Origin of the sequence: Shewanella sp. S23-S33 (assembly GCF_043359565.1) — a bacterium.
GTDB lineage: Bacteria > Pseudomonadota > Gammaproteobacteria > Enterobacterales > Shewanellaceae > Shewanella > Shewanella oncorhynchi.
The window spans coordinates 1-22,958 of record NZ_JBHFFD010000048.1; the positions used below are offsets into that span (position 1 = coordinate 1).

Annotated in this window: 19 protein-coding genes; 1 reads left to right on the forward strand and 18 read right to left on the reverse strand. The window is 47.9% G+C overall.

The window, feature by feature from the left end:
• The 9 genes from ACHA99_RS12365 to ACHA99_RS12405 form a co-directional block, all read right to left on the reverse strand.
• Positions 1–7,730 (reverse strand): DUF4347 domain-containing protein (locus tag ACHA99_RS12365; RefSeq protein WP_393943027.1); only part of this gene is annotated, 7,730 nt, incomplete at its 3' end.
• Positions 7,727–8,587 carry a sulfotransferase family protein gene (locus ACHA99_RS12370; protein WP_393943029.1) on the reverse strand — a complete coding sequence of 287 codons (861 nt, stop codon included), beginning with the start codon at positions 8,585–8,587 and terminating at the stop codon, positions 7,727–7,729. The genes ACHA99_RS12370 and ACHA99_RS12365, both read right to left, overlap by 4 nt.
• Positions 8,588–8,656: 69 nt before the next feature.
• Positions 8,657–9,193: a phage tail protein gene (locus ACHA99_RS12375; protein ID WP_113941567.1), complete on the reverse strand. Its 537-nt coding sequence runs from the start codon at positions 9,191–9,193 to the stop codon at positions 8,657–8,659.
• Positions 9,194–9,204: 11 nt separating this feature from the next.
• On the reverse strand, positions 9,205–9,735 hold the full coding sequence (locus tag ACHA99_RS12380) for a phage tail protein (RefSeq protein WP_393943031.1): 531 nt from the start codon (positions 9,733–9,735) through the stop codon (positions 9,205–9,207).
• 12 nt (positions 9,736–9,747) lie between these two features.
• The gene (locus ACHA99_RS12385; protein WP_393943033.1) at positions 9,748–10,269 is read right to left on the reverse strand and encodes a phage tail protein; all 522 of its coding nucleotides are present in this window, start codon (positions 10,267–10,269) and stop codon (positions 9,748–9,750) included.
• Between the two features lie 75 nt (positions 10,270–10,344).
• Positions 10,345–10,836, reverse strand: coding sequence for a GNAT family N-acetyltransferase (locus ACHA99_RS12390; RefSeq protein ID WP_173497009.1), 492 nt, complete (start codon positions 10,834–10,836; stop codon positions 10,345–10,347).
• Between the two features lie 277 nt (positions 10,837–11,113).
• Positions 11,114–12,253, reverse strand: a complete 1,140-nt coding sequence (locus ACHA99_RS12395; RefSeq protein ID WP_393943036.1) for a sulfotransferase family protein — start codon at positions 12,251–12,253, stop codon at positions 11,114–11,116.
• Complete coding sequence (locus ACHA99_RS12400; protein WP_393943038.1) at positions 12,253–14,298, reverse strand: phytanoyl-CoA dioxygenase family protein; 2,046 nt, start codon at positions 14,296–14,298, stop codon at positions 12,253–12,255. The genes ACHA99_RS12395 and ACHA99_RS12400 overlap by 1 nt, the downstream gene beginning before the upstream one ends.
• Entirely contained in the window at positions 14,276–14,863 is a 588-nt protein-coding gene (locus tag ACHA99_RS12405; RefSeq protein ID WP_393943040.1) for an aspartyl/asparaginyl beta-hydroxylase domain-containing protein, read from the reverse strand. Before ACHA99_RS12405 ends, ACHA99_RS12400 begins: the two co-directional genes overlap by 23 nt.
• Positions 14,864–15,023: 160 nt before the next feature.
• Here ACHA99_RS12405 and yrfG point away from each other — a divergent pair, with 160 nt between their 5' ends.
• Positions 15,024–15,686: a GMP/IMP nucleotidase gene (gene yrfG, locus ACHA99_RS12410; RefSeq protein ID WP_393943042.1), complete on the forward strand. Its 663-nt coding sequence runs from the start codon at positions 15,024–15,026 to the stop codon at positions 15,684–15,686.
• 143 nt (positions 15,687–15,829) lie between these two features.
• On the opposite strand, the gene ACHA99_RS12415 is transcribed toward yrfG, so the two are convergent.
• The 9 genes from ACHA99_RS12415 to gspF all read right to left on the reverse strand — a co-directional run bounded on the left by ACHA99_RS12415 (position 15,830) and on the right by gspF (position 22,958).
• Positions 15,830–16,591, reverse strand: coding sequence for a type II secretion system protein N (locus tag ACHA99_RS12415; protein WP_173497004.1), 762 nt, complete (start codon positions 16,589–16,591; stop codon positions 15,830–15,832).
• A 14-nt stretch (positions 16,592–16,605) separates the two neighbouring features.
• Positions 16,606–17,082, reverse strand: coding sequence for a type II secretion system protein M (locus ACHA99_RS12420; RefSeq protein ID WP_105251002.1), 477 nt, complete (start codon positions 17,080–17,082; stop codon positions 16,606–16,608).
• Position 17,083: 1 nt separating this feature from the next.
• Positions 17,084–18,271 carry a type II secretion system protein GspL gene (gene gspL / locus ACHA99_RS12425; protein ID WP_168826965.1) on the reverse strand — a complete coding sequence of 396 codons (1,188 nt, stop codon included), beginning with the start codon at positions 18,269–18,271 and terminating at the stop codon, positions 17,084–17,086.
• A gap of 275 nt (positions 18,272–18,546) precedes the next feature.
• A complete protein-coding gene (gspK, locus tag ACHA99_RS12430) occupies positions 18,547–19,545 on the reverse strand; it encodes a type II secretion system minor pseudopilin GspK (RefSeq protein ID WP_393943045.1) in 999 nt (332 codons plus the stop codon).
• Positions 19,542–20,324: a type II secretion system minor pseudopilin GspJ gene (gene gspJ / locus ACHA99_RS12435; RefSeq protein ID WP_105250999.1), complete on the reverse strand. Its 783-nt coding sequence runs from the start codon at positions 20,322–20,324 to the stop codon at positions 19,542–19,544. The genes gspK and gspJ overlap by 4 nt, the downstream gene beginning before the upstream one ends.
• Positions 20,305–20,673 (reverse strand): type II secretion system minor pseudopilin GspI, encoded by a 369-nt coding sequence (gene gspI / locus ACHA99_RS12440; RefSeq protein ID WP_393943047.1) that lies wholly within the window; start codon positions 20,671–20,673, stop codon positions 20,305–20,307. The genes gspJ and gspI overlap by 20 nt, the downstream gene beginning before the upstream one ends.
• Entirely contained in the window at positions 20,660–21,235 is a 576-nt protein-coding gene (gene gspH, locus ACHA99_RS12445; RefSeq protein WP_263185064.1) for a type II secretion system minor pseudopilin GspH, read from the reverse strand. The genes gspI and gspH overlap by 14 nt, the downstream gene beginning before the upstream one ends.
• A gap of 1 nt (position 21,236) precedes the next feature.
• Positions 21,237–21,671, reverse strand: coding sequence for a type II secretion system major pseudopilin GspG (gene gspG / locus ACHA99_RS12450; RefSeq protein ID WP_105250996.1), 435 nt, complete (start codon positions 21,669–21,671; stop codon positions 21,237–21,239).
• Between the two features lie 63 nt (positions 21,672–21,734).
• Complete coding sequence (gene gspF / locus ACHA99_RS12455) at positions 21,735–22,958, reverse strand: type II secretion system inner membrane protein GspF (RefSeq protein ID WP_105250995.1); 1,224 nt, start codon at positions 22,956–22,958, stop codon at positions 21,735–21,737.

Here is a 22,958-nt window from a genome sequence, read left to right on the forward strand (position 1 = left end):
GCGTGACTGCCCACATCCGCATTGCTCGGCGTACCACTGAGTAAACCCGTCGCCGCGTTGAAGCTCAACCAGCTCGGTTTGGTCACTGCGCTCAGCGTTAAGCTGTCGCCAGTATCGGAGTCGCTGGCCACTAAGCTGTAGCTGTACGCCGCATCTTGAGTAGCGGCTGTGATGGCCATTGAACTAATCGTCGGCGCATCGTTGACGTTAGTCACCGTGATACTAAAGCTTTGCTCAGCCGTTAAGCCATCTGTGTCCGTCACTCGCAGTAACACAGCGTGACTGCCCACATCCGCATTGCTTGGCGTGCCACTGAGTAAACCCGTCACCGAGTTGAAACTCAACCAGTTCGGTTTATTGATGGCACTCAGCGTTAATACATCACCCACATCAGAATCAATTGCAGTCAAGGTGTAGCTGTACGCGACATCTTGGGCTGCCGCTGTCATCGCCGTCGAACTAATCGTCGGTGCATCGTTGACGTTCGTCACTGTGAGATTGAAAGCTGGCAGGCTCGCACTGAGCACTCCATCACTCACACTGATCACAATTGCCGTCGTCATACCAACATCTGCATTGCTCGGCGTACCGCTCAATGCCCCCGTCGCTGTATTAAAGCTCGCCCACGAAGGTCGATTCGTAATATCAAAGACTAAACTATTACCGTCCGCGTCTGCGGCGGTGGGCATAAAGTTATAAAGTGTACCTTGAGCTACATTGGTCGCAGGTGTCCCCAAAATAGTGGGCGCACTATTCACCACAACATCGAAGTTCCGAGTACTGGTATTGCCCGCATCATCTTCGAGCGTCAAGGTGATGGTACTCGTACCCGATCCCAACGCAGTCACAGTCACACTTCTATTAGCATCGCTTCCTGCCAGCACAACATCCGCAAGTGGAACCGCCGAAGTATCTGAACTCGCTGGCGTCACTAGGATATCCGTTGCAGCGGTTACATCATCTGCAATAGTAAATGCGAGCGTAGATGAGCTCTCGCCAGGTTGAATATTTTGATGAGCAATTGCCGAGGAAGTGGGTGCACTCGTATCAATAGTTACAGAAAGGGCGCTCGATGCAACACTGCTATTTCCTGCAATATCTGTCGCAACCGCTGTGATGCTATGGGTTCCAGGGCTCACGCTCGTTGCGTTGACACTCCAGTCACCACTACCATCCGCATTGACTGTACCAAGCACTCCATCAAGATGGCTGCTAAGGACAACGCTGGCGCCGGCCTCTGCCGTGCCAGTCAGTATGAGAGTCGTATTCTTGGTGATATTATCCGTTGAACTCACACCTGAATCGCTTGCCGCATCGAGATCAGGCGCAGAAGGTGCGACAGGTACAGTGGCGTCTTGAGTAATAGTCGGGACATTCTGAGGCGCAGAAACATTACTCGCAGCATCGCTGGCAACCACGACAAAATTATTGTCACTGTCCGTCGATAATGCAGCGCTCAGGGTCCAAGCGCCCGCCACCACAATAGTATCATCCAACACAGTCGCATTATCGGCAACGCCATCATTGTTCACATCGGCATAGAGGCTGATTGTGACCCCATCTTCAGCGTGCGTACCGCTAATCAATGTCGTTACCTGATTGGTGCTCATAGCGCTTGAAGGTGTCGTCACTATAGGATCAACGGGAGCCGTCGTATCGACAATCACATCGACACTGCTCCACTGGCTGTAGCTTAGGTCGGCATCATTGCTACCCGCATCCCGCATGGTATCGCCATTTAGCGCTATGCCATTGGCATCGACAATTAACCCACTCGCCCCCGTATTGTCACCCGCTTGAACTGTATATCTATAGGTCAGCACACCACTCGCCACAGACACAAACACAAACACAGCCTGACGAGCCACACCATCGATATCGATCGACAGAGTAGAAAGCGTGCCAGAAACAGTCACATCCTCGGTCAAGGTGACCGTGATATCGATAGTGCTACCGACACCATAATGCCCATCGCTAACGGCGACGACATCCACAGTAGGCACTGCAGCATCTTTCGATATGGTATTGGTCACGGCAGGGCTAGAAACATTGCCCGCCGCATCGGTCAGGGTCAGGCTCACTGTCAGAGTGCCATCTCCTAAGCCGCTCGCGTCTATATTGACGATCTGTTGTGACGCACTTGCGACTGCAATAGATCCTGTGACAGGCGTGCCCGTACTGCCAGTAATAGTGTAATTTGCACTGGTTCCCACCTCAGCACTCGCTAAGGTCAAGCTAATCATGCCTTGATTTGCCTGGGTGACCGATGCCTGATCAAAACTGACGCTGGCAATAGTCGGCGCATCCGTATCGACCGAGTGTGCAGCACCTGCACTATAGGCTCCGAGAGCATTACCCGCATCATCGGTGATATCACTCGATACATGACCCACCTTCAGACTACCCGTACCCGAAATAGCATTAACAGTCACAGCAACGCCAGCACCTGAACTGGCTGAAATATTCGAAATAGAGCCGGATGCTGTGCCTGTGCTCGCCAGAGCAAAATCATCCGTCGTCAGGCTATTCACAGATTCACTAAAGGCGAGGTTGAATATCACACTGACATCCGCAGCTGAGGCACCACCAGCGGGGGCCGAACTGGTTATCGTGGGTGTTTGAGTATCGAGCGTAAGCGCAAGTTCCGTCGACACCGCGCCAGTATTGCCCGCAATATCGGTCGCAGTGGCCGTAATATTTTGCGCGGAATTACTGGTTAATAGCGGCGTGGTAAACGACCAATTTCCAGCACCATCTGCAGTTGTAGTCCCCAATGCGCCATCGATGCTGCTCGTGAGCGTCACAGTACTATTCGCCTCTGCACTGCCAGTGAATGCCGGAGTGGTATCGTTGGTTACATTATCTGTGCTGCTGATCCCCGAATCAGAACCTGCGGCAAGATCGAGCCCCGAAGGGGCTAAAGGTGGATCACGATCGACGGCATGGCTTGCGCCACCGGTATAAGCGGCGGTATAGCCATTGATGCCATTACCATTACCGGCAGTATCTTGGATATTAGTATTCGCGTTGACATCGAGTCTCAGACTACCCGTGCCACTCACAGTATTCACAGTCACATCAACACTGGTGCCGGATGCAGCAGAAACACTGGCAATACTGCCACTTGCCGAACCTGTTGCCGTAAGAGCAAAATCATCAATAGAGAGATTGCTCGCCACCTCATCTAAACTCACACTAAACACGAGACTAGCGGCGTTCGCCGCGGGTGAGCCCGATACCACCACGCCAGTAACAACTGGTGGAGTTACATCGGCAACGGTAAAGTTCCAATCGGTTTTATTACTAATGCCGGCGTAAATGTTACCCGCTAAGTCGGTAATAGCTCCATTGGCGATTTGAATATAATAACTAGTTTTTTCAACTAGATTAGCGGTTGGGTTAATAGTCAACACACCCGCCGTTATCATTAGCTGCCCGGCTGGAGAACCTACATCAATGGTCGCTACGGCCAGATCATCGGCATCGTAGATCACTATATTGCCAGTACCAAGCTGGATATCCTCATTCATGGTCAACACAAAGTTGGCATCGATAGCCACACTTACATCACCATCTGCTGGACTAAAACTCAGCACTGTCGGTGCGGCTGTATCCACGAGAATTGCGACAGTTGAACCAACCGAGTTCAGCGTGAGCACTAAATCATTACCCGCACCGTCAAGCAAGGTTCCCCCGTTGGCATCAACGCTAGATGCCAAGCCAATACCATCGGTATCGTTATCACCAGACTGCACTATATAACTAAAGACTAAATTTGTGGTTCCGGAACCACTGATATATGTGGCATAACGGGTTGTTCCGCCAATGGTTACGGCGATACGCGGCGTACCACCGCCCGTATTAACAGTCACATTTTCAGTGCTGCTCACCGTAAAGCTCAAGGTTTCTCCAACCACATACGTATCATTTGCTGGGACAGCAACGCTACTCACAGTAGGCGCTATCGCATCCACTAATACGGAAGATGTACTACCGACTGCATTTAAGGTTGAGCTCAAGCTATTACCAGAACTCTCTTTTAAGGTGCCGCCATTGGCCTCTATCGATCCCGCGATCGCTATCCCATCGGTATCGAGATCGCCACTCTGCACTGTATAGCGGAAAGTCAATGCGCTGCTGCCAGTACCTGAAAGATAACTGGCATACACAGTGGATGCACCGAGCGTCAATGCAATACGCGGCGTGCCACCAACAGTAATAGCTTCGCTAGTATTGACGGTAAAATCGAGGGATTGCCCGGAAATATAAGTCGCATTGGCCGGAACGCTAACACTCGTTACCGCTGGCACCACATTATCCACTGTGGCGTTACTGCTATCTGCCTGGGTTTTGCTATTGCCCGCATTATCCGTGGCCGTGACCGACACATTACGACTCGAGGCATTAATGGCACCCACAACTAAGGTATAAGTCGCCGTCCAAGTACCGCTGCTATTGGTTGCCGCGACAGTGGCGCCACCACCAAACTGGCTGAAGTCAACCGTCGCACTAATGATGATGTCGCTGTTGTTATCACCACCTGCGGTATTATTCCAGATAGCAGTGACTGTATCGCCGGCGATATAAGCGCCCGCAGTACCAGTGCCGCCGGAAATGCCGATATTCACATCGGATACCAATGGCGCAATACTATCGACGGTCGCGTTGCTGGTGTCTGCAGTTGTTGTAGTGTTGCCCGCGTTATCAATCGCAGTAAGACTGATATTACGGTTTGTGGCATCAATAGCACCTGAGCTAATAGTATAGGTTGCTGTCCAAGTACTGCTACTATTGCTCGCCGCCACTGCAGCACCGCCACCAAATGCAGAAAAGTCCACAGTAGCACTGCTGATAGTGTCGGTGTTGTTATCGCCACCCGCAGTATTATTCCAACTGGCGGTTACTGTATCGCCAATTTTATAGGCATCTCCGGTACCAGTGGCACCGCTGATGCTAAGACGGTTATCTGTGACAACTGGCACAACGTTATCGACAACGGCATTGGTTGTGTCAGCAGTAGTAGTGTCCCCTTGGGCATTGGTTGCGGTCACGCTGACATTACGACTGGAGGCATCAATCGCACCAGAAGTGAGAGTATAAGTTGCCGTCCAGGTTCCGCTGCTATCCGTCGCAGCCACAGCGGCGCCACCACCAAATTGCGAGAAATCGACAGTCACACCTGTGATTCCGGCATTATTATTGCCGCCAGCGGTATTATTCCAAGTCACAGTGACGGTATCGCCAATTTTGAAGGCTCCCCCAGACCCTGTCCCCCCTGAAATGCTGATATTGCCATCGGTTACTGTCGGTGTGGTTGACGCCGTTAATTGACTGCTATCTGCCGTGGTTAAACCACCAGAAGATGCGCGCAAATTGAAAGTTTCACTACCCGCGCCAGAATTGGTGTAGGTAATTTGCATACTGGTAAAAGTGGATACGCCACTGCTGGGAGTGATAGACACTGTGGCACCATTACCATCGGTATCTCCCGTCCCCGTGATCGTCGCGCTGCCCGCACCGTTAACTTCCGCCAAGGTAATACCTGTAGCATAACCCGTGTCCACAATGCTGTTTGCATCGCGTGCCGATACGATTGGCACAGTAGAGAAAGCTGTGTTCTGACCGCTAATGACGCTAGTAGGTGTAGGTTGAGTATCGAATACCAATTGGGTGGCTACTACATCTGAGGTTACAGAATTGCCATCAACAGTCGGCAAATTTGAACCAACGCCATCCTGATCATTCGCGGTCAGAGTGAATGCTTGCTGATCGGCGGTGGCGGTATAAGTCAGGTTGCTAAATGTCGCCACACCCGCGGTCGCCGCTTGAGTAGCGTTGGTTAAGGTGCCCGCACTGGACTCGGTCAAGGTAAGGGTTTCGGCGAAGTCCACATCGGTATTGCCGAACGCATCACGCGCCACAATAACAGGTTGGGTCGTCAATGCCGCGCCGGAAACAGAACCCGCAGGCTGGGTGGTAAAGACTAGCTGGCTAGCGACCACATCAAGGGTTGTGCCGCTGCCATTGGTGACAGCACTCTGCCCGCTTTCCATTTGCGTACCGCTGCCACCGACCGTGAGGTTGGTATCGCCATCCACACTCAAAATAATAGTGCGATCTTCTGTGAGCGTCGTATTGTCGTTGTAGTAGGCATTAACCGTGTAAGTTTCATTGCCCCCATCAGCAACGGACATAGCCAGGCCAGAGAAGGTAATAGTATCTGCACCAGCGTTGTAAGTACCGTTCATATTGCTGGCATCCGGCCCGTTCAGGCGCCAGGTAATTTTGCTGCGCTCGGCATCGGTACTGGTGCCACTCACGCTGACAACAATTTGAGAAACAGTGGTTGCAAGACCGTCTGAAGTTCCGCCATCTGTGATGGTGAAATCAAAAACACCCACAGCTTCACCGACCGTATCAATAGTGGTGGCAAGACCAATAGGCTCAACAACGCCACCAGCTGCGATGAGGGTGGCATCAGAGTTGGCAGGAGGAGTATCTATTGCATTCGCGACGGTGAAACCATAAAACTCAAAGAACTCGGGGCCATCCGTTGAAGAATTACAAGCACTGGCACAATCAAAAAACAATTTAAAGCCTTTTAGCTTAACGCCCGAAAAAGACGCCAATTGTCCTGGTGCAAAGGTAAAGGTCTCTTTAACTCCGCTTCCGTTAACAGTCGAGGAGGTAACAGTTCCGCCATTCTGCAAGTAACCAACAATACGCAGATTAGTAAATTGAGCTGTATAGGCAGGATCAGCAGCCTCGCCTCCCGTTAATCCCGTTAACTCAAATGCAGTGGTATTGGTACCATCTGCGCGCAAATAAAAATAATGGTTAGTGCTAGTCTCACCACCATGCATGTAAGCAAAATTGCCAATGCTACTAGCTAGATTTTGAGTGACGCCATCACCACCCTTAGCGGTTAATCTGAAATGAGTTGTGCTGAGCTGTGCAGTTGCCTGCCCACTCCAACCTACAAAACCATAAGTGCCATTTACAATTGGCGCTAACACCTCTGAAAAATCCCTTAATGCTTTTTCAGAAAACACCAAAGTAGATTCAATATTTCCGCGGGTAACTTCTAAATCCCAGTCGCCCTGCAACTCGGCATTACCGGTTAAATTATTGGAGGCGGCAACATCCAAACCCGTGTTATTGCTAATGATATCCAGCAGCGCTTCACCGCTTTCATTCGCGGCCAAATCACAACCATAAAATAATAAATCGCCACCTTCACGCACCGCGCCTTTTAGCGCAGCAAATGCCTGCACTTCTTGCTGGATTGTCTCTGGGGTAATACGTGAATTGCCTAGCAGTATCACACCAGCTTGTGCGTGGGAAACCACATGAATAGCTGCGAGATTTTTGTGACCATCAAGTACATTAATTAATTGCGGTAATCCAGCGATAGAAGAATCTAACTCTACCAATTGAACACTAGGTTTAAGGGCGCGACGCAATACCGATTTATCAGCTTCAGCCACTGCGCCATCAACAATCACCAGCTCACGCACCGGATGTGCACTCTGGATATCCAGTTGATCGCCAGATAAATCAATTAGATCCTGTGGTAAAGAGGTGTCTGAACGCCATAATAGCTCGGTCGATGCACTTATCGATGAACTCAAATAGGATCGCTGATAACTCGGCGCTGCAATTGCACCAGCACCATAGAGTCCGAATGGTAATAACAGCGAGGAAAACCCACTAAGTAGTGCGTGTCTCATGATAAGTGATTCCCTTCATTTTTTGCGTTAGGTGCTACAGGTTTTTTACTCGCAATAATATTGGCGGCAGTACCGGTTTGATCTTGCCAAAAATCCATCTCTTGATATTTCATAAATAAGTCAGGCGGTAAAATACTGCGCCTACTTTTGTATTCCACTTTCCGTTTAACACTGTGCAAACCTTTGACCCCAAGATTGTGATCAAACTCATTTTCAGCATAGTCGACATGATTAAAATCGTGATCGAATTGCGGTTCGCCAATAAAACGATAGATTAATTCCAATGTGCGTACCGGATGCTGGGTAAGCAGATCATAATCCACTAATAGCAAGCGATCAGAAAACTCGCCGTAATAGGCTTCCTTGAGTGCGGTCCATGCACTTCCAACCGCACCACCAGCATTGATTAATGACTCGCAGCGGCTATACACCGTCTGACGCGAGGCCGCATTGAACATACGGCTGTAATCAAATGGGTTTTTACGGTAAATCACTTCAAAACTATCCATAATCCAAGCCGGATTGCGCACACAACAAATCACTTTAAAATCATCAACCAACTCTACCAATTGATGTAGACGGGCAGTCCAGTGACGGTTGGTGTCGAAAATAACCGGATGATTTTTATCTTGGTAATAAGCATCAATTAATGCCCGACAAATGACCTTACGTTTATGTTCATCGAAAAATGAATAGGACTCACTACCTGCCCCCATTTGTTCGAGGGCACCATTCACAAGCCCCGCTACAGGGCTACTGATAGCCGCATGAAAGCGTGGATTTTGCCGAAGTATACCTGCGAGCAGCGTCGAGCCAGCACGCGGTAAACCTGAAATAAAATGTAATTTGTTTGGCATTAATGTGACTTACTAATTAAAAATATTTATTAAAAACTTCCCGACAAACATGCCGGGATCATTCATCAATTAATTGCGTGCCGGAAATACACCATAAAGGGCAATACAATAATTCAATGCGATAAATGGCTGACGGTTTTCATGGGGTAGACCACCACCATTTAGACCTAAAGTCTGTGGTGCCATAGTGGTATTTAATGTACCTGGTGCTGCCTGCATATAGTTGACTATGCCACCACCACGTCCATCCTTCGCAAGATAGGTATTCGCTGCCGGAGAAGGCAAAGTCCCCTGATTATTCAAACCGGTCAGCGTGTGGTTGTGTGCTGGCATTTCAGTGGAGATCAGCGTCACCCCATTTTCACCAAACTGTTCGCCCCAATCCCAGGTTCTCAGCCCGGGGCCCTGACCTACACCAACTACGGTCTGCCCCTGCAAATTAGGCAATTGGAACGTGGTTGTACCATTGCCACCATAAGTAATTCCGATAATTGAAAACAACGCGGTATTACTTGCGATTGACAATATTTGGCCATTACACAGCGCCCAATTGTGGGGAGCGAAGCTGAATGGCAACAAACGGATTTCACCTATAAATGGATCCATAATTTCGCTCCTTAATTACGCGATGGGAAAATGCCTTCAATACATATGATGTAATTTATCGCTGTAGTAGGCATGATGTTATTGTGTGGTTGTGTTCCCCCTGAGGCTTGCACACTGAGTGCATTCATAACTTGGGGATCGGCACCGCTAGATGGCAAAGGAGCATAAATATTATCGGTATTACTATGAGCAAAGACATTACCCGTAGGGCTGGGTGATGTGGAGGAACTTGCTGTGCTCGCCGACAAACTATGGCTGTGTGAAGGTATTTGCGGCGTTAATAAGGTAACGGATTCAACACCAAACTGCTGACCGATAACACGGGGAGTCAGACCAGGGCCATTACCCTGCCCAACCGGAAGGCGACCGCGCAAATCCGGCAATTGAAATGTTGTTACCCCATCACCACCATAAGTGGTTCCGATAATTGCGAAAAGAGTGCTTTGCTCACTAATACTTAATAGCTGACCAGCGCACAACATCCAACCTCTAGGTGCAAAACTACCCGCAAAAAGACGGATATCACCGATATAAGGATCCATAGTGATTCTCCTCTAGTTACGTGAAGGGTAAATGCCTTGAGTGGCAATGCAATAATTCATTACCAGTGAAGGCTGACAATTTTCATGGGCTTGATTGCCGCCGGTACTGGATACCGTTGCAGGGTCCAACGCTTGTAAACTTGCAGCGGACCCATACAAATTGACCTCACCTGCTGCATTTTTGGCGGCGGCAATATTATTGCCTGCAAACAACGTGGTATCGCCGGCAGTAGAACTGGCCATCACAAGGTGATTGTGTACTGGCAGGTTGTTAGGTACTAGGGTTACATTTTCAACACCCGCCTTACTGCCCTGAGGCAAACCTGCACTAACATTAGGGTGAACTGGTACGCGACCACGTAAATCCGGCAACGCAAAATTATTAATACCGTCGCCACCGTAGGTCGTACCCAAGAGTGAAAAAAGCGCTTGGTTGGTGTTGATTGGCAATAATTGCCCAGCACACAAAGTCCAATACTTAGGTGCCCAGTTGTAAGGGAGAAGCTTAATTTCTCCGAGAAAAAAATCAGACATCCATGACTCCTTAATAAAAGTAAACCTGTCTAAACGTCATCAGGTTGATTGCACAAGCTTTCCTCTACCCCGAACCTATGGTGATGGCCACGATAGCCACTCTTGGGTAGGTGATATTTCAAAAGGTAAGAAACCCAAGCGAAGATATAACTGTTTCGCACGCATATTTTGTCGATCAACACTCAGACTCACACTCGCCTCTTTTGCTTGGGCATAGGCTTTTACCGAGTCCAAAATGACTGAACCATAACCATAGCCACGAAATTGCGGTGCGATGACAAAATCGACGATATGGACACCGTTAACAGAGGGATTAAGTATGATTTTGCCAATAGAAATTGATTGATATTCAATGATTAGAGTCACCGCTTGAGGGTATTGGGCTGCGTAACTCGCTTGCTGTAAGCGGTATTGTTGTTGCACTAACAGCTCTCGTTGCTGTGGGGGAAGCGGTAATAGAGACAGTTCCGTCCTTGCAGAACAAAATAGTGAAAATACAAAAGCATCGTCATTTTTATACGCATAACGCAATGAATAGGCTTTAGGTAATACTATGTCTTCTACCATCAAATACATTCCCTGTAGTAAGTAACTCTAACAGCGCTTTATAGTTCTTTAATTCGTCGTGGCATCTCGGGGTTAACGGGCAAAACTCGACAAATCGAATGACAGGTTTAAAGAGAGACTCAGGGAAATGCGTTCGCAGAATAAAAAAGGCTAACGACTTGGAAGTACATGGTTGCATTTTCCATCCCTAGAATAAAAACGTTAACTTCCTGATATTTTTTAAAGATACACCATTGGCTAAAGCTAGTTTACGTTACTCTAAAATACAAGATGCATGTTAACTTTTAGTTTCAAAAAGGTGAACATTAGACCAGTTGCAATAACGGTGGATCTGTTCTTTTTGCTTAGCCGAAAAAAAACTTTGCTTAGATGGTGAATCAGCTATAAAGGGTTGCGTGGCTGTTTTAGAGTGTATTAACTGACATTGTTCGACTTGGCTGCACTCTTCCTTAGAGAGAGCCAACGAAAACCAGTTTGCGATTTTATTCGCTATCGCGGGTAACAACTCCTGATAATCCACGACCATCACTTGGTTACGCTGACTCATCTCTAACCCATAACCCAATAACAAGCGCAATACCTTACATTGATAATCCAGTATCGACTCCCCCTCCTCTGGTACTGATAATTCACGGAATAAAGGTCGAGACGGTTGTCGCACCATATGATATCCAGCAGACTTTTGCTGTGAGGCTAAGATCTCGACGGGGTCCCTAAGTAGCAATAACACGGGAACTTGAGGATAAAGTGATAGGATCAATGGCCAAAACTGCAAATCCCACGCATTCCATTTAATCAACAAATGCTGTTCAGGATGAAACAACTGACCTTGGGTATTAATGCAAAATATTAAAGCCGCACGTCTTTGTGTGTCTGATAGGCTCCTATCCAATAGCACTTGAGTCAGCAAAGGCGATTCAGATAACGCCCTGCATTTAGATAACCCCGCAAAACTGCGCGACACTAAGGTAGATCCACAGCGAGAGAGGTGAAATATAAATCCGGCAGGCTGCACTTGTTCTACTAGCCCAGAAAGATTTGGCGCTGGTAACAGAGCAGTTTGGGGTTTGATCAAAGCGGACAATAACTGACCCCGCACTGCAGAAATATGCTCCGAGTAGAAAGGATGAATCGGTTTTTCTGCGGCGGACATCCACTCTAATACTCTGCGTTTAGGGTCATAGTCTGCTGGCGCCCAAAACTGGCAGAAGAGTGAATAATCCGGCTCTATCCTTTGTCGATTACCAGTATGCAAGATGGCCAGTAACGTATCATCACCACAGTCTGGTAAGTGCCAAAAAAGCCGCAAATATTGGCAAAAGTTGGTGAGAGTCATAACCTTGCCAAGCTCCCTCAGGGCGGCTGGATTATGAACTAACAACCAATAGCGTTGCTGTTGTTCTTTAAAATCAACCATTAGGAAGCCATAGGGTAAAAGTTAATGTATTGCACCATACGCGGTAACGTCCCACGATTAGGACTGGCGCCGTGGGGCAAGGCATGGTGCCAAATGATTAAATCACCCGCTTTAGCCGCTATAGGTTTTACTTGCCAGCGATGCCAATCCTGTTGCTGAAGCTCAATATCAGACTTGTTCTGTTCGAGAAGCCACTCCTCTATCTTGAGATGAAATCCGGGGACACAACAGAATGCGCCTTGTTCCTCGCCAGTGTCGGTTAAATAAATTAACCCTTGCGTCGCAAACTTAACGGGGAGCTGTAGCGGCATATCCCAGTGCATATCAGGACCGGGAAAATGCCAAGTTGGCGTTTCAGGTGGATTAAAGCTGACTCTATCGGTTGTCATAACTAAATCTGTTCGCTGCCACAATTGTTCAAACACATGACGGATTTTGGGGACTTGTCGATTCGCGTCCAGTTGCGGATGGCGAAACAGTTGCAGCATGATTTTCTGCATAAACTCATGAGGTTGATACCAAGTGGTGGGATCTTGTTCATTGGCTCCTAACTGCTGCCAAATAAAATCTCGAGTTGCGGCGGATTGCTCTGCCGTGAGTACTTGCGGGATCACTAAGTAGCCTTCACTTTGCCAAAAATTGAGTTGTGACTCGCTGAGGACTGCCGCTGGATTTGAGTCTTCAACCCCCGCTGAATTGAAGTCTTCGACTTCTGGTACAGTGACCGATGGCGTTAATCCATGGGAAATAGCGCCTAATTGCTGATTAATCCCTGCAATATCCGCGGCTGTCAGCTTGGCGATTTGCTGAATGTAAGCAACAAAAGCTGACTGATGATCGTTTTGATATAAAGCTCTTAGACCCGGCTCTAGCCCTATTCCACAAAGATCCAGCAAGGTTTTATCTAAGTGCCATTCATTAGCCAGTTCAGTGAATGGCACTCCCCGTTTGCGTAGCTGTATCTTTTGCCAAAGCCGCTGCAAATGATAAATGCCTAAGCAGCTCAGATCGTCACTCGACACCAGCACTGGTTTTTGCTCTATAACATCAAACACAAAATCGGGATGAGTACCCTGCTCATATCGAAAAGCAAGGCATGAGAGCGGCTTAAGCCAATGTTCACGTCGATATCGAGGTAACGTGAGTTGAGATTGGTATTCGCTCAGCGTGGAATTACCATAAACTTGAATGGAAGTCGTGAACTTAAGCGTTACCGCACTCGGGCTGAAATCGGGCAATAGTAATGTACCAGCCAAGAAACTGCGGTCTCCACTGGCAAGCAAGCGTGCTGTTTGTAGGTTGAGCGCGAATAACGGCCCTAAATAATGCGTCTCCACAAAATCCTGCACAGTACGACACTCAAGCCAAGCGTCTAACTCAATATTTTGCGGGATGAGCACACCATCATCTGCAAGATACGCCTGTAAATGGGTAAAAATTTGCACTTGCGGCTCCTGTTGCAACAAGTGCTTCATGGTTTCGGAAAGAATCACATCAAACTTTACGACTGTATTTGGCTGCCAAAGCGTGGCATCCGCACAGACACTCTCCACCACACGATCAGCTAAATCAAAGTGTTCAATAAGCTTAGTGACTTTATCTAACGAGGCTTGATGAATGTCGAGCAAGGTCACTTGAATTTGACTCGCAGAAAATAACGGCAGCAGAGGTAATAATAACCAAGCAAAAGGTCCAGTCCCCGCATATAAGATGTTCACAGTATGCCCGGGATGAGCCTTTAGACGATCTTGTATTGCTTGATAAATCCCTTGTATAAAGACTCGGCCCCGCTCGGGATCTTCGGCACACTGCGCCGCGGTAGTGAGTGACACCGCCTTACCAAAAGGCGTATGGCTCGCCTCAGTATCCAAAAAAGACTCGGGGTGTAACTCCACTGCCGCTATTTGGCATAACTGCTTCAGCATGGGATCGATGAGCCGTTTAGACTCCCCCGCTGAAGTTGACAGCAGTAGCGCATTAGCAAACTGAGTTAATACAGCTACATCCAAACTATGTCCTAATTCAAGCTCTGATCTTTGCAGCATCGATTAACTCCCTTAACCAAGTATTGACCTCGCAATCAATCACTAAATTGATCCGCGCATCCTGCCCTTTATTTTCAACCCAATGGACTTGGTTGGCATTGATATACCAAAGCTCTCCGGCCTGCATGGGTACACGTTTATCGTCCACGTAAAAGTTGAGTTGCTCATTCGTTTGCAGTGGCAAATGCAGTCTTGCCTCGCCTTGTTCTAGGCAGAGTCCTTGATCTCTATGGGGTTTGATTTCTGCCCCCGCATGTAAGCGCATCAAACGCACGGATTTCACTGGGCAGGCTAAGGATTGCAGAAAATGGCATAACGCAGGGCTCGATTCGAGTTGAGGCAAATCTTGCCAGTGCTGACCGGTAGAAATTGAGAAGGCTTGCAAGATAGGATGAGCACCGCGATACTCTGCAGCACAGCGTAAGACGAGAACATCCCAACCACCCATATAATCACGCTGATTTACATGGGGTAACCAGTCTTGTTGCAGTAAAGCATTCAACTCTTGCTGTAAACTAAGGGAGTTTGAAACTTGAGCTAATAGGGCAAAAGAACAGATATCCATATCCAACCGCTTAATTTTCAGACCAAAAATAATTAATCATCCAAGACTAGCACAAAGATTTAAGCATACAAGTGACTCGAATCATCGTCATCACTGAGTATTACGCAGTGCAACAATCAATGCTAAGCGTGATTCAGTTTTGCAAAAATAGGAAATACCCATGTTTAACTGGAAGACTATCGATACGGTTCTGCTCGATATGGATGGCACCCTATTGGATTTGCACTTCGACAATCATTTTTGGCTGAATTTAGTACCGCAGGAATTGAGTCGACAACAAAGTGTGAGCCACAACGAAGCGCAGCAATTAGTTGTGAACGCCTATGAGAAAGTCGTAGGCACGCTCGATTGGTACTGTCTCGATTATTGGCAGGAGCAACTGCAGCTCGACATTATGGGCTTGCACCGCACTTTAGTGGATCGTATTCAACTGCGCCAAGACAGCATGCCATTTTTAGCGGCCTTAGCCTCTGCAGGTAAACGACGCATCCTAGTGACCAATGCGCATCCTAAGAGTCTTGCCCTAAAGCTTGAACATACCGAGCTGGCCGCGGGGCTCGATGCCATGATCTCCAGCCACGAGACGGGTTACCCTAAGGAACACCCACAATTCTGGCTCACCTTGTTTGAAAAGTTTCAACTTGAGCCAAGTCGCTGTCTCTTTATCGACGACAGCGAAGCCATACTCAAAGCCGCTAAACTTGCTGGCGTGGGCCATCAATTGGGGATTGCTAACCCAGACAGTAAAAAACCAGTCAAAGTCTTTCAAGATTTCCCCGCGATTACCGACTATCACTCACTACTGACTGATCTAACGCGATAAAAAGGCTATAAAAAAGGCACCTAAGGTGCCTTCGTTTCTATTCATCGCATTGTTTTATGATCGGACATTTAATCGCAACTCTCGCATTACGGCCTTCACATCTGAGCACTCACATTAAGTTTAAGTGCTCATCTAAAACAGCGCTATAACCCAGGGATCCGCCCCTGATATACCACAGGGAAATAACCATCCGCACCACGCTTACCTAAAATATTCAGCGACTCACGCATATCTTCCGGTTGCTCTGCCGTTTCTTTAATCTTAGCCTCAACCTTCACCATATTGCCTTCATCTAACTGTAAGGTACCAACAATACCAAGCTGGTTCTTGGTTTCATCTGTGGCCAATTGCGCTTTGCCTTCGACACAACTCAGTCCGAGTTCAATATTACCTAGAGGATAGTTACCAAACTGATTCTTAACATTGGTTTGATTCAAAAACAGCTTACCAGACAACTGTTCACACCAAGGCTTACCTTGCTCTAGCGTCTCAACCAACAAACTGACTTCACCGGTAATTTCGGTTCTAAAGGGCAGTTTTGCATTGCCGAGTAAAAAACTATCCGGCGCTTCGAAACGTAGCCCCTGCGCACTTAAGCCTCCCATAGACCAAGAAATTAATCCCTTAGCACTGACAGGTGTTGCGCGGCTGCCCACTTGAAAATCAACTTTCACTTTACCTAAAAATAGCGCCCAAGGACTCAGATCCCAACGCACTTGCTCTACCTGGCGCTGCGGCATACTTAAGGTTTCTATGCTGCCAGACCAAATACTGCCACTCACACCCGAAACACTGATATTCGCGGGCAATGGGGCTAACGCTATCGCAATCTTAGCGGGGAATAGAACGACTAAAAATATTAAATAAATCAGTACGCCTATGATGACTTTTTTTATCAAACTCACAGCTACACCTTAATTTATTGCGCTAATTGGATACGTCTCACTTTGACATAGCCAGGTACATCGGCCTCAGCCAAATCAACACTTTCGAGTGAAAGTCCTTTCTTCTGTACTAACTCACTCAAATAACCTAACAAGGCATCAAAAGGAACATCGTCCATCCACACTTGGATCTTATCGCCTTGGGGCTGCATGCGAGTAATCACTAACCCATAATTGCCCGCAGTTTGGTTAACCACTGAGCTTAAACTGCCCGACGTCGTTGGCTTAGCACCGTTCTGCTTCAAACTCGCAATTTTATTCGCCGTTTGTTTTACATAGTTCAACGTCTGTTGCTGTGCATTGAGGTTACGTAATGCATCGGCTTCAGCATTGGCAATCGGCGTCCAAACACCCCAATAAAAAATACCTATAACTAAGAATACCGAGCAAAAGCCCACTAATTGCTGCTCGCGCGATGCGAGCCCTTGCCACCAAGTCCGCAAATTATCCATCTTATTTGCTCCTCAAGGTTAAGGTACTGGTGACTTGCTCTTCACCGCTATTCATAGTGCCGCCATCGAGTTGAAAACGACGACCGACAATCTCTTTAAACTTCTCGATCTGCGCGTAATTTTTCGCACTCACTTGCATGCGGATCTCGTTACGCGCGCTTTCGAATCTTAAGCTATTAGGTTTAAGTTCAGGCACTTGCTTAAAGGCATCCTGTAAACCATCGAGCATGGCAAAAAACTCGGCACCACTACCCTGTCCCTGCAATGCACGTAACTGACTTTCCATCTGCGAACGTAGGTTAACAATGCGGGAATTTCCCGGGATCACTTGCTGATAAATGGATTCACTCTGGGCTTTAAGATCGGCAACCTGACCATTGACTTGATGTATAGTCAGCCCTTTATTCACTAAGGCCAGCACACAAGCGATGGCAATAACGATGGCTGCACTTTTCCACATCATCAACTGTTTGCTGTATTCACGCTTCGGCGTGTAAACGCCGCTCAGTAAGTTCACTGGCGCATGCAAAATACCGCGGGCTAACACTAACATAGGTAGCTCGAGTGACTGCGGCTTAAGCTCGACACCCTCGAGTTGCATCTCGGTATAACTGGCGACAGAGACTTCGCCCTGTGCAGGCTTAAGTTGTTCTAACGCAATTGGCAACCAAGGCAGAGGTAAGCTCTGGCCTGAAGCTAATCCGGTACGCAGCAATAGCTCATTGCCAAAATTCATTGCCGCCCATTGGCACTCTTGCAATGGCAAGGCTAAACAATCAGGCACAATACGCTTCACTTTTAAACCCGCTTCAGTCAAACAACTCAGCCAAGTCTGCATTTGCTCATGGGCCACTGCGACCACACTTAAGGCATCACCATCACGTGGACCAACAGTAAAATGCATGGCATCGACATCATCGGCTAAGGCTTCTTCGAGCATAAAAGGCAAGGCTTTCAAGGCTTGGCGTTGACCTTTTTCGGGCAAATGCACACTAGTGAGCGTCATTGCCGCGGCGGGCACTAACACATCGACGGGACGATTGCCCGCACGCTCAGTTAAGGTCGACAAACCTTGAGCATTGGCGAGCTCGCCAGAGGCGATAATTTCCTGTTCTTGCTCCGACCAAACGAGCCAAGAGCACGCTTGCTCTGCTGTTCTGCCTAAGCGAATAAATAGCCGTTCACTCACAGTTTTTCTCCACCAGTCCCAGTCAAGAAAGCGTGACTGAGCTCGTTGCTATTATTTTTGTCCACCAGATTCTGCCGGGTGAGCACTTCCATTATTTTTGGCCACCAACATCAAACCCTGACGGGTGAGCACTGCCATTATTTTTGCCCACCAACATCAAACCCTGCCGGGTAAGCACTGCCATTATTTTTGGCCACCAACATCAAACCCTGACGGGTGAGCACTTCCATTATTTTTGGCCACCAACATCAAACCCTGACGGGTGAGCACTGCCATTATTTTTGTCCACCAAACTGACGGGTGAGCACTTCCATTTTATTGCCGCCGCTCTTTTTGAGCACACTTTCCATTCTAAATACGGCGTTATCAACCTTCGCCCCCGAGGCCAATAAAAAATATTGGCTATCGATGACAAAGCTCGACTTCATGGCACCTTCCCACTTGATCGATCCCATGGATGAGCTTTCATAAAAATCATCTATCTTGGCAAAGCCATCGCCGGGGCGTTGGTTGATGATACTTTCTGCTTCGCCTACCGAAATCTGATTTTCAAGCATGCCAGCTAACAGTGCCGCTTGCTCGACTTCCAAGGTATTCACATTCAGTAATTGCGTGTCATTGCCTGGGATCACACATACATAGGGCAAGAGTTTCAAATAGATATCTTGGGTGTATCCCATCACTGCCCGTAATTCACTGCGATGATTCATCAGCGTATTGGCCGCACGGTAAGGCACATTTCGCGCTTCGTATTCCGCATCTTCGGCACCATAAGGGCTAGCAGTGGTGTCTTCGTCGATATAATCTTTTAAGGTCTGGGTCAGACGGTCCGCACTAAAGTCGTCCATCCCTAAACTCACCAACAAGGCCTTATATTGCTTCGCCGCCAGCGGCAGCTTAGGTTGACTGTTTTCCACCTCTTTCGTAGTCACAGACAAGGCATTTAAGTTAAAACAGGCGCGCATATCAGTGATCTTGCCAGCAATTTCACCGTATTCAGCCGGAAACACAACATCGGCCATGGCCCAATATTGTTGCCTGTGGACTCGACCTTCCGAGTCGTCTAAATCTTGTTTTAAAATCTTCTTCGCCAGTTCTTCGGCAGAAATCGCGTACCAATAGGCTTGATCGTACTGGGCCAAGTTCAACGTTCGACGCATGGATAACTGATTACGGCCAGTGATATTTGTCGCGATGATCACCACCATGGCCACAATCAAGAGCACAACTATCAGTGCGACACCGCGCTGTTTAGACCGAGATTTGGTTCTCATTCGCGGCCCTCATCTTCAGGGTCGCCATCACCTGGATCACCAGAACCGTCACCTGGATCGTTCCCCGAGCCATCATCGACTCCATCACCATCTTTGTCTTTATCTTTGTTCGTATCGTCAGGATTTTCGTCTTTATTATCGTCATCCTTAGACTTTTCTGGTGCAACAGCACCCAGCGGCAACAAGAACTTACGTTGGATCTTGCCTAAACCTTCAATCTCAATCTCCATGGCGATCGCTTTAGGCAACTTAGTCGCCTCGACTTTACGCTCCCACTTGTCTTCCATGAAGAAGGAATATTCCACCGACAGCACTTTGTCGATAATCACTGTCTTAATCGGCTCGGCGCCAAACTCAGGCTCAGGATAAGGAAAATACCAACGTTCCAGCCGCCCTTCATGCACCACATACGCCACCGACTGTAAGCTGCCTCGCGGTAATAAACCGTCGGGATTTAACCAGCCTAAACGGTAAAACACTAAGGCTTCTGATTCCGAATCTAAGATATCATTGCCCGTTTGGAAGACGGTCGAACCTCGACCACCTTCGAGTAATCTTGGTGTGCGCGCCACCATTTGCGCGAGATCACGCTCAATCGCACCAAAACCTTGCTGTAGAGCTTTAAGCCGAGTTGAAAAAGCGCGCGTCACTTCATCGTTAGTCAGCACTGTGCTGAGTACCGCATTAGAAGCCAAACCTATCATGGCGAAAATCGCAATGGCGATCAGCATTTCCAGCAGGGTGAATCCCCGCTGCGCACTAGTTAGTTTTAAGGACATAACTGCTCACTTGTGCGGCAATACGCTGATAGCGTTCGTCTTCACTCACATTTATGCGGATCATACGAAAATTATCGTCCGTCGTTTTCACCACTTCTTTACGCCAATACCAATCCTTTCCTGCGAGCTCAACTTGACCTTCTTTTTTACCGATTTCAGGAAACTGTGGATCAAGTCTGGCATCGACCATCTGATTATCAGCCACCCACTGTGCCAAAGTGCGCGATTCCAGAATCGGCATGTTTGCCATCTGCTCGCCCAAACTTTTAGTGATAGACACGGCCGCAATCGAAAATACGGCAAGGGCAACAATCACTTCGAGTAGGGTCATGCCCTTAACGCGTTTCATCGGGGCGCCCTATGGTTAATCTGCCCAGCGCATCACCGACCACTAACGTTTCGGCCTGCTGGCCTTTGTTAGTTTTAGCGATAAACGTCAGCTCAAAAGCGCTCATTTCACCGCTCGGGAATAGCATGACCTGTGGCTCAGGGTGTTTCTTCTTATCATCGGCAGAGGGTTCAATCAGCGGTTCTTCGAACCAAGAATCGTCTTTCTCATCCTCTTGTACCAAAGGTAAACCATCGAGCACTAAGTTCAGTTCAACCCCTGGCTCCATTTGCTTTTCAGATAAAAGTCTGTCTTTATCCAAAGGCTCCCACTTACCTTCTTTATAAAAAACAAACTGATAACTGGTTTTCTCAATCACAATACCAATAAACTGGCCACTTAAAACAGTTTCATCAAGCACCATTTCAGTGGCCGCAATAAACTGCCGCGCCGTTCTATCTAAGGCCTGTTGCGGCCCAGAATTGCCGATAGACATAGTCACAGCCGCAGCCGTGAGCCCCATCAACAAAATCACTAGCATCACCTCCATTAAGGTGAAACCAGCGTGACGCAGCTTTAGCATCTTATTGGAAATTCTGTAAATTCCAGTTACCGATGTCATCTTCGGTACCTGGTTGACCATCGGGGCCTGCACTGAAAATATCTAACTTGCCGTTTTCGCCAGGGCTTAACAACAGGTAGTTATTGCGCCATGGATCTTCTGGCAAACGTTTTACATAACCATCTTCACGGTAGTTACGTGGCTCAGGCGAAATCGTAGGCTTTTGCACTAATGCTTCTAAGCCTTGTTCGGTCGATGGATAAACACCGTTATCTAACTTATACATATCTAAGGCATTTTCGAGTGCAACTATGTCAGACACGGCTTTTTGTTGGTCAGCCTTGTCTTTGTTACCCATCAAGTTAGGCACAACCATAGAGGCTAAAATCCCTAAAATCACGATAACAACCATCACTTCGAGTAAGGTAAAACCTTGATGTTTCTTGTTCATTTGCATCGACTACTTCTCCTAAAAAAATCCTATGCCAATCGACTTGGTCATAATCCATAAATTCAAAAATTAACCGCTAATCAAGTTATTCAAGGCTAAAATTGGCTGCAAAATTGCCATCACGATAAAGAGCACAACACACGCCATACTGACCACCAGCATAGGCTCGAATACACCCAATGCTATGTTGACGTTACCTTCGAATTCCCTGTCTTGGTTATCGGCGGCCCGCTCTAACATCTGCTCAAGTTGACCACTCTTCTCGCCCGACGCAATCATGTATAACATCATAGCCGGAAACAACTTAGTATTAGTCAACGCTGCACCTAAGCTAGTTCCTTCCCGCACGCGTGCGGTCGCATCGTCAACTGCGGCGCGCACTCGCATATTCTGCAACACTTCACTCGCAATACGCATACCATCGAGCAAAGGCACTGAACTGGCGGATAAGATACTTAACGTCCGCGCAAAACGCGCCGTATTTAATCCCTTACTCACGCGGCCAACAACCGGCATGCTCAATAAAAAATTATCGTACTTCATCCGAAACGCAGGTGACTTTAACATGCGGCGAAAGAGTGCGAATAACAGCACTAAGGCGATAACCACAAACACACCATAGTTTTGAACAAAGTCAGAGGCCGAGATCAAAAATCGGGTCGAGGCGGGAAGCTCAGCGCCCATGTGCTCAAACTGTCCGACCACTTTAGGCACAACCGCAGCTAGCAGGATTGAAATCACCCCTATCGCCACTGTGGTCAAAACCGCGGGATAAATCATGGCTTGGGTCAGCTTAGATTTAAGCTGTTGGCGTCGCTCGGTATAATCCGCCAGACGATTAAGCACCACTTCTAAGTGACCGGATTTTTCACCCGAGGCCACCATGGCACGGTATAAATCATCGAAAATATGCGGAAATTCAGCCAAGGAATCGGCCAGACTATAACCTTCCACCACCCGAGAACGTACCGCCATAATCATGCTCGCGAGACGATCTTTCTCGCACTGCTGACCAACGGCTTTAAGGGATTCTTCAATCGGTAAACCCGCGGCCACTAAGGTCGCAATTTGGCGGGTGATCAAAGCTAATTCAGCAACTGAAATACCACGTTTGAAAAATGAAAAACTGCTGCTCTTAGCTTTGGCTTCTTTTTCAGTAACAGGCAGTATTTCCAAGGGCATCATGCGCTGATCGCGCAGTTGGCTGCGGGCGTGTCTGGCGGTATCCGCCTCAATCACGCCCTTAAGCTGCTTTCCCTTGGCATCCAGTGCCTTATATTCAAATGCTGGCAT

Coding starts and splice junctions, on each gene's coding strand:
- gspH (WP_263185064.1), bottom strand. CDS start 21,235: ATGCTAAAGCTGCGTCACGCTGGTTTCACCTTAATGGAGGTGATGCTA.
- gspI (WP_393943047.1), bottom strand. CDS start 20,673: ATGAAACGCGTTAAGGGCATGACCCTACTCGAAGTGATTGTTGCCCTT.
- yrfG (WP_393943042.1), top strand. CDS start 15,024: ATGTTTAACTGGAAGACTATCGATACGGTTCTGCTCGATATGGATGGC.
- ACHA99_RS12405 (WP_393943040.1), bottom strand. CDS start 14,863: ATGGATATCTGTTCTTTTGCCCTATTAGCTCAAGTTTCAAACTCCCTT.
- ACHA99_RS12375 (WP_113941567.1), bottom strand. CDS start 9,193: ATGGATCCATTTATAGGTGAAATCCGTTTGTTGCCATTCAGCTTCGCT.
- ACHA99_RS12395 (WP_393943036.1), bottom strand. CDS start 12,253: ATGGTTGATTTTAAAGAACAACAGCAACGCTATTGGTTGTTAGTTCAT.
- ACHA99_RS12400 (WP_393943038.1), bottom strand. CDS start 14,298: ATGCTGCAAAGATCAGAGCTTGAATTAGGACATAGTTTGGATGTAGCT.
- ACHA99_RS12370 (WP_393943029.1), bottom strand. CDS start 8,587: ATGCCAAACAAATTACATTTTATTTCAGGTTTACCGCGTGCTGGCTCG.
- ACHA99_RS12390 (WP_173497009.1), bottom strand. CDS start 10,836: ATGGTAGAAGACATAGTATTACCTAAAGCCTATTCATTGCGTTATGCG.
- gspG (WP_105250996.1), bottom strand. CDS start 21,671: ATGCAAATGAACAAGAAACATCAAGGTTTTACCTTACTCGAAGTGATG.
- ACHA99_RS12420 (WP_105251002.1), bottom strand. CDS start 17,082: ATGGATAATTTGCGGACTTGGTGGCAAGGGCTCGCATCGCGCGAGCAG.
- ACHA99_RS12385 (WP_393943033.1), bottom strand. CDS start 10,269: ATGTCTGATTTTTTTCTCGGAGAAATTAAGCTTCTCCCTTACAACTGG.
- gspK (WP_393943045.1), bottom strand. CDS start 19,545: ATGAGAACCAAATCTCGGTCTAAACAGCGCGGTGTCGCACTGATAGTT.
- gspJ (WP_105250999.1), bottom strand. CDS start 20,324: ATGTCCTTAAAACTAACTAGTGCGCAGCGGGGATTCACCCTGCTGGAA.
- gspF (WP_105250995.1), bottom strand. CDS start 22,958: ATGCCAGCATTTGAATATAAGGCACTGGATGCCAAGGGAAAGCAGCTT.
- ACHA99_RS12380 (WP_393943031.1), bottom strand. CDS start 9,735: ATGGATCCTTATATCGGTGATATCCGTCTTTTTGCGGGTAGTTTTGCA.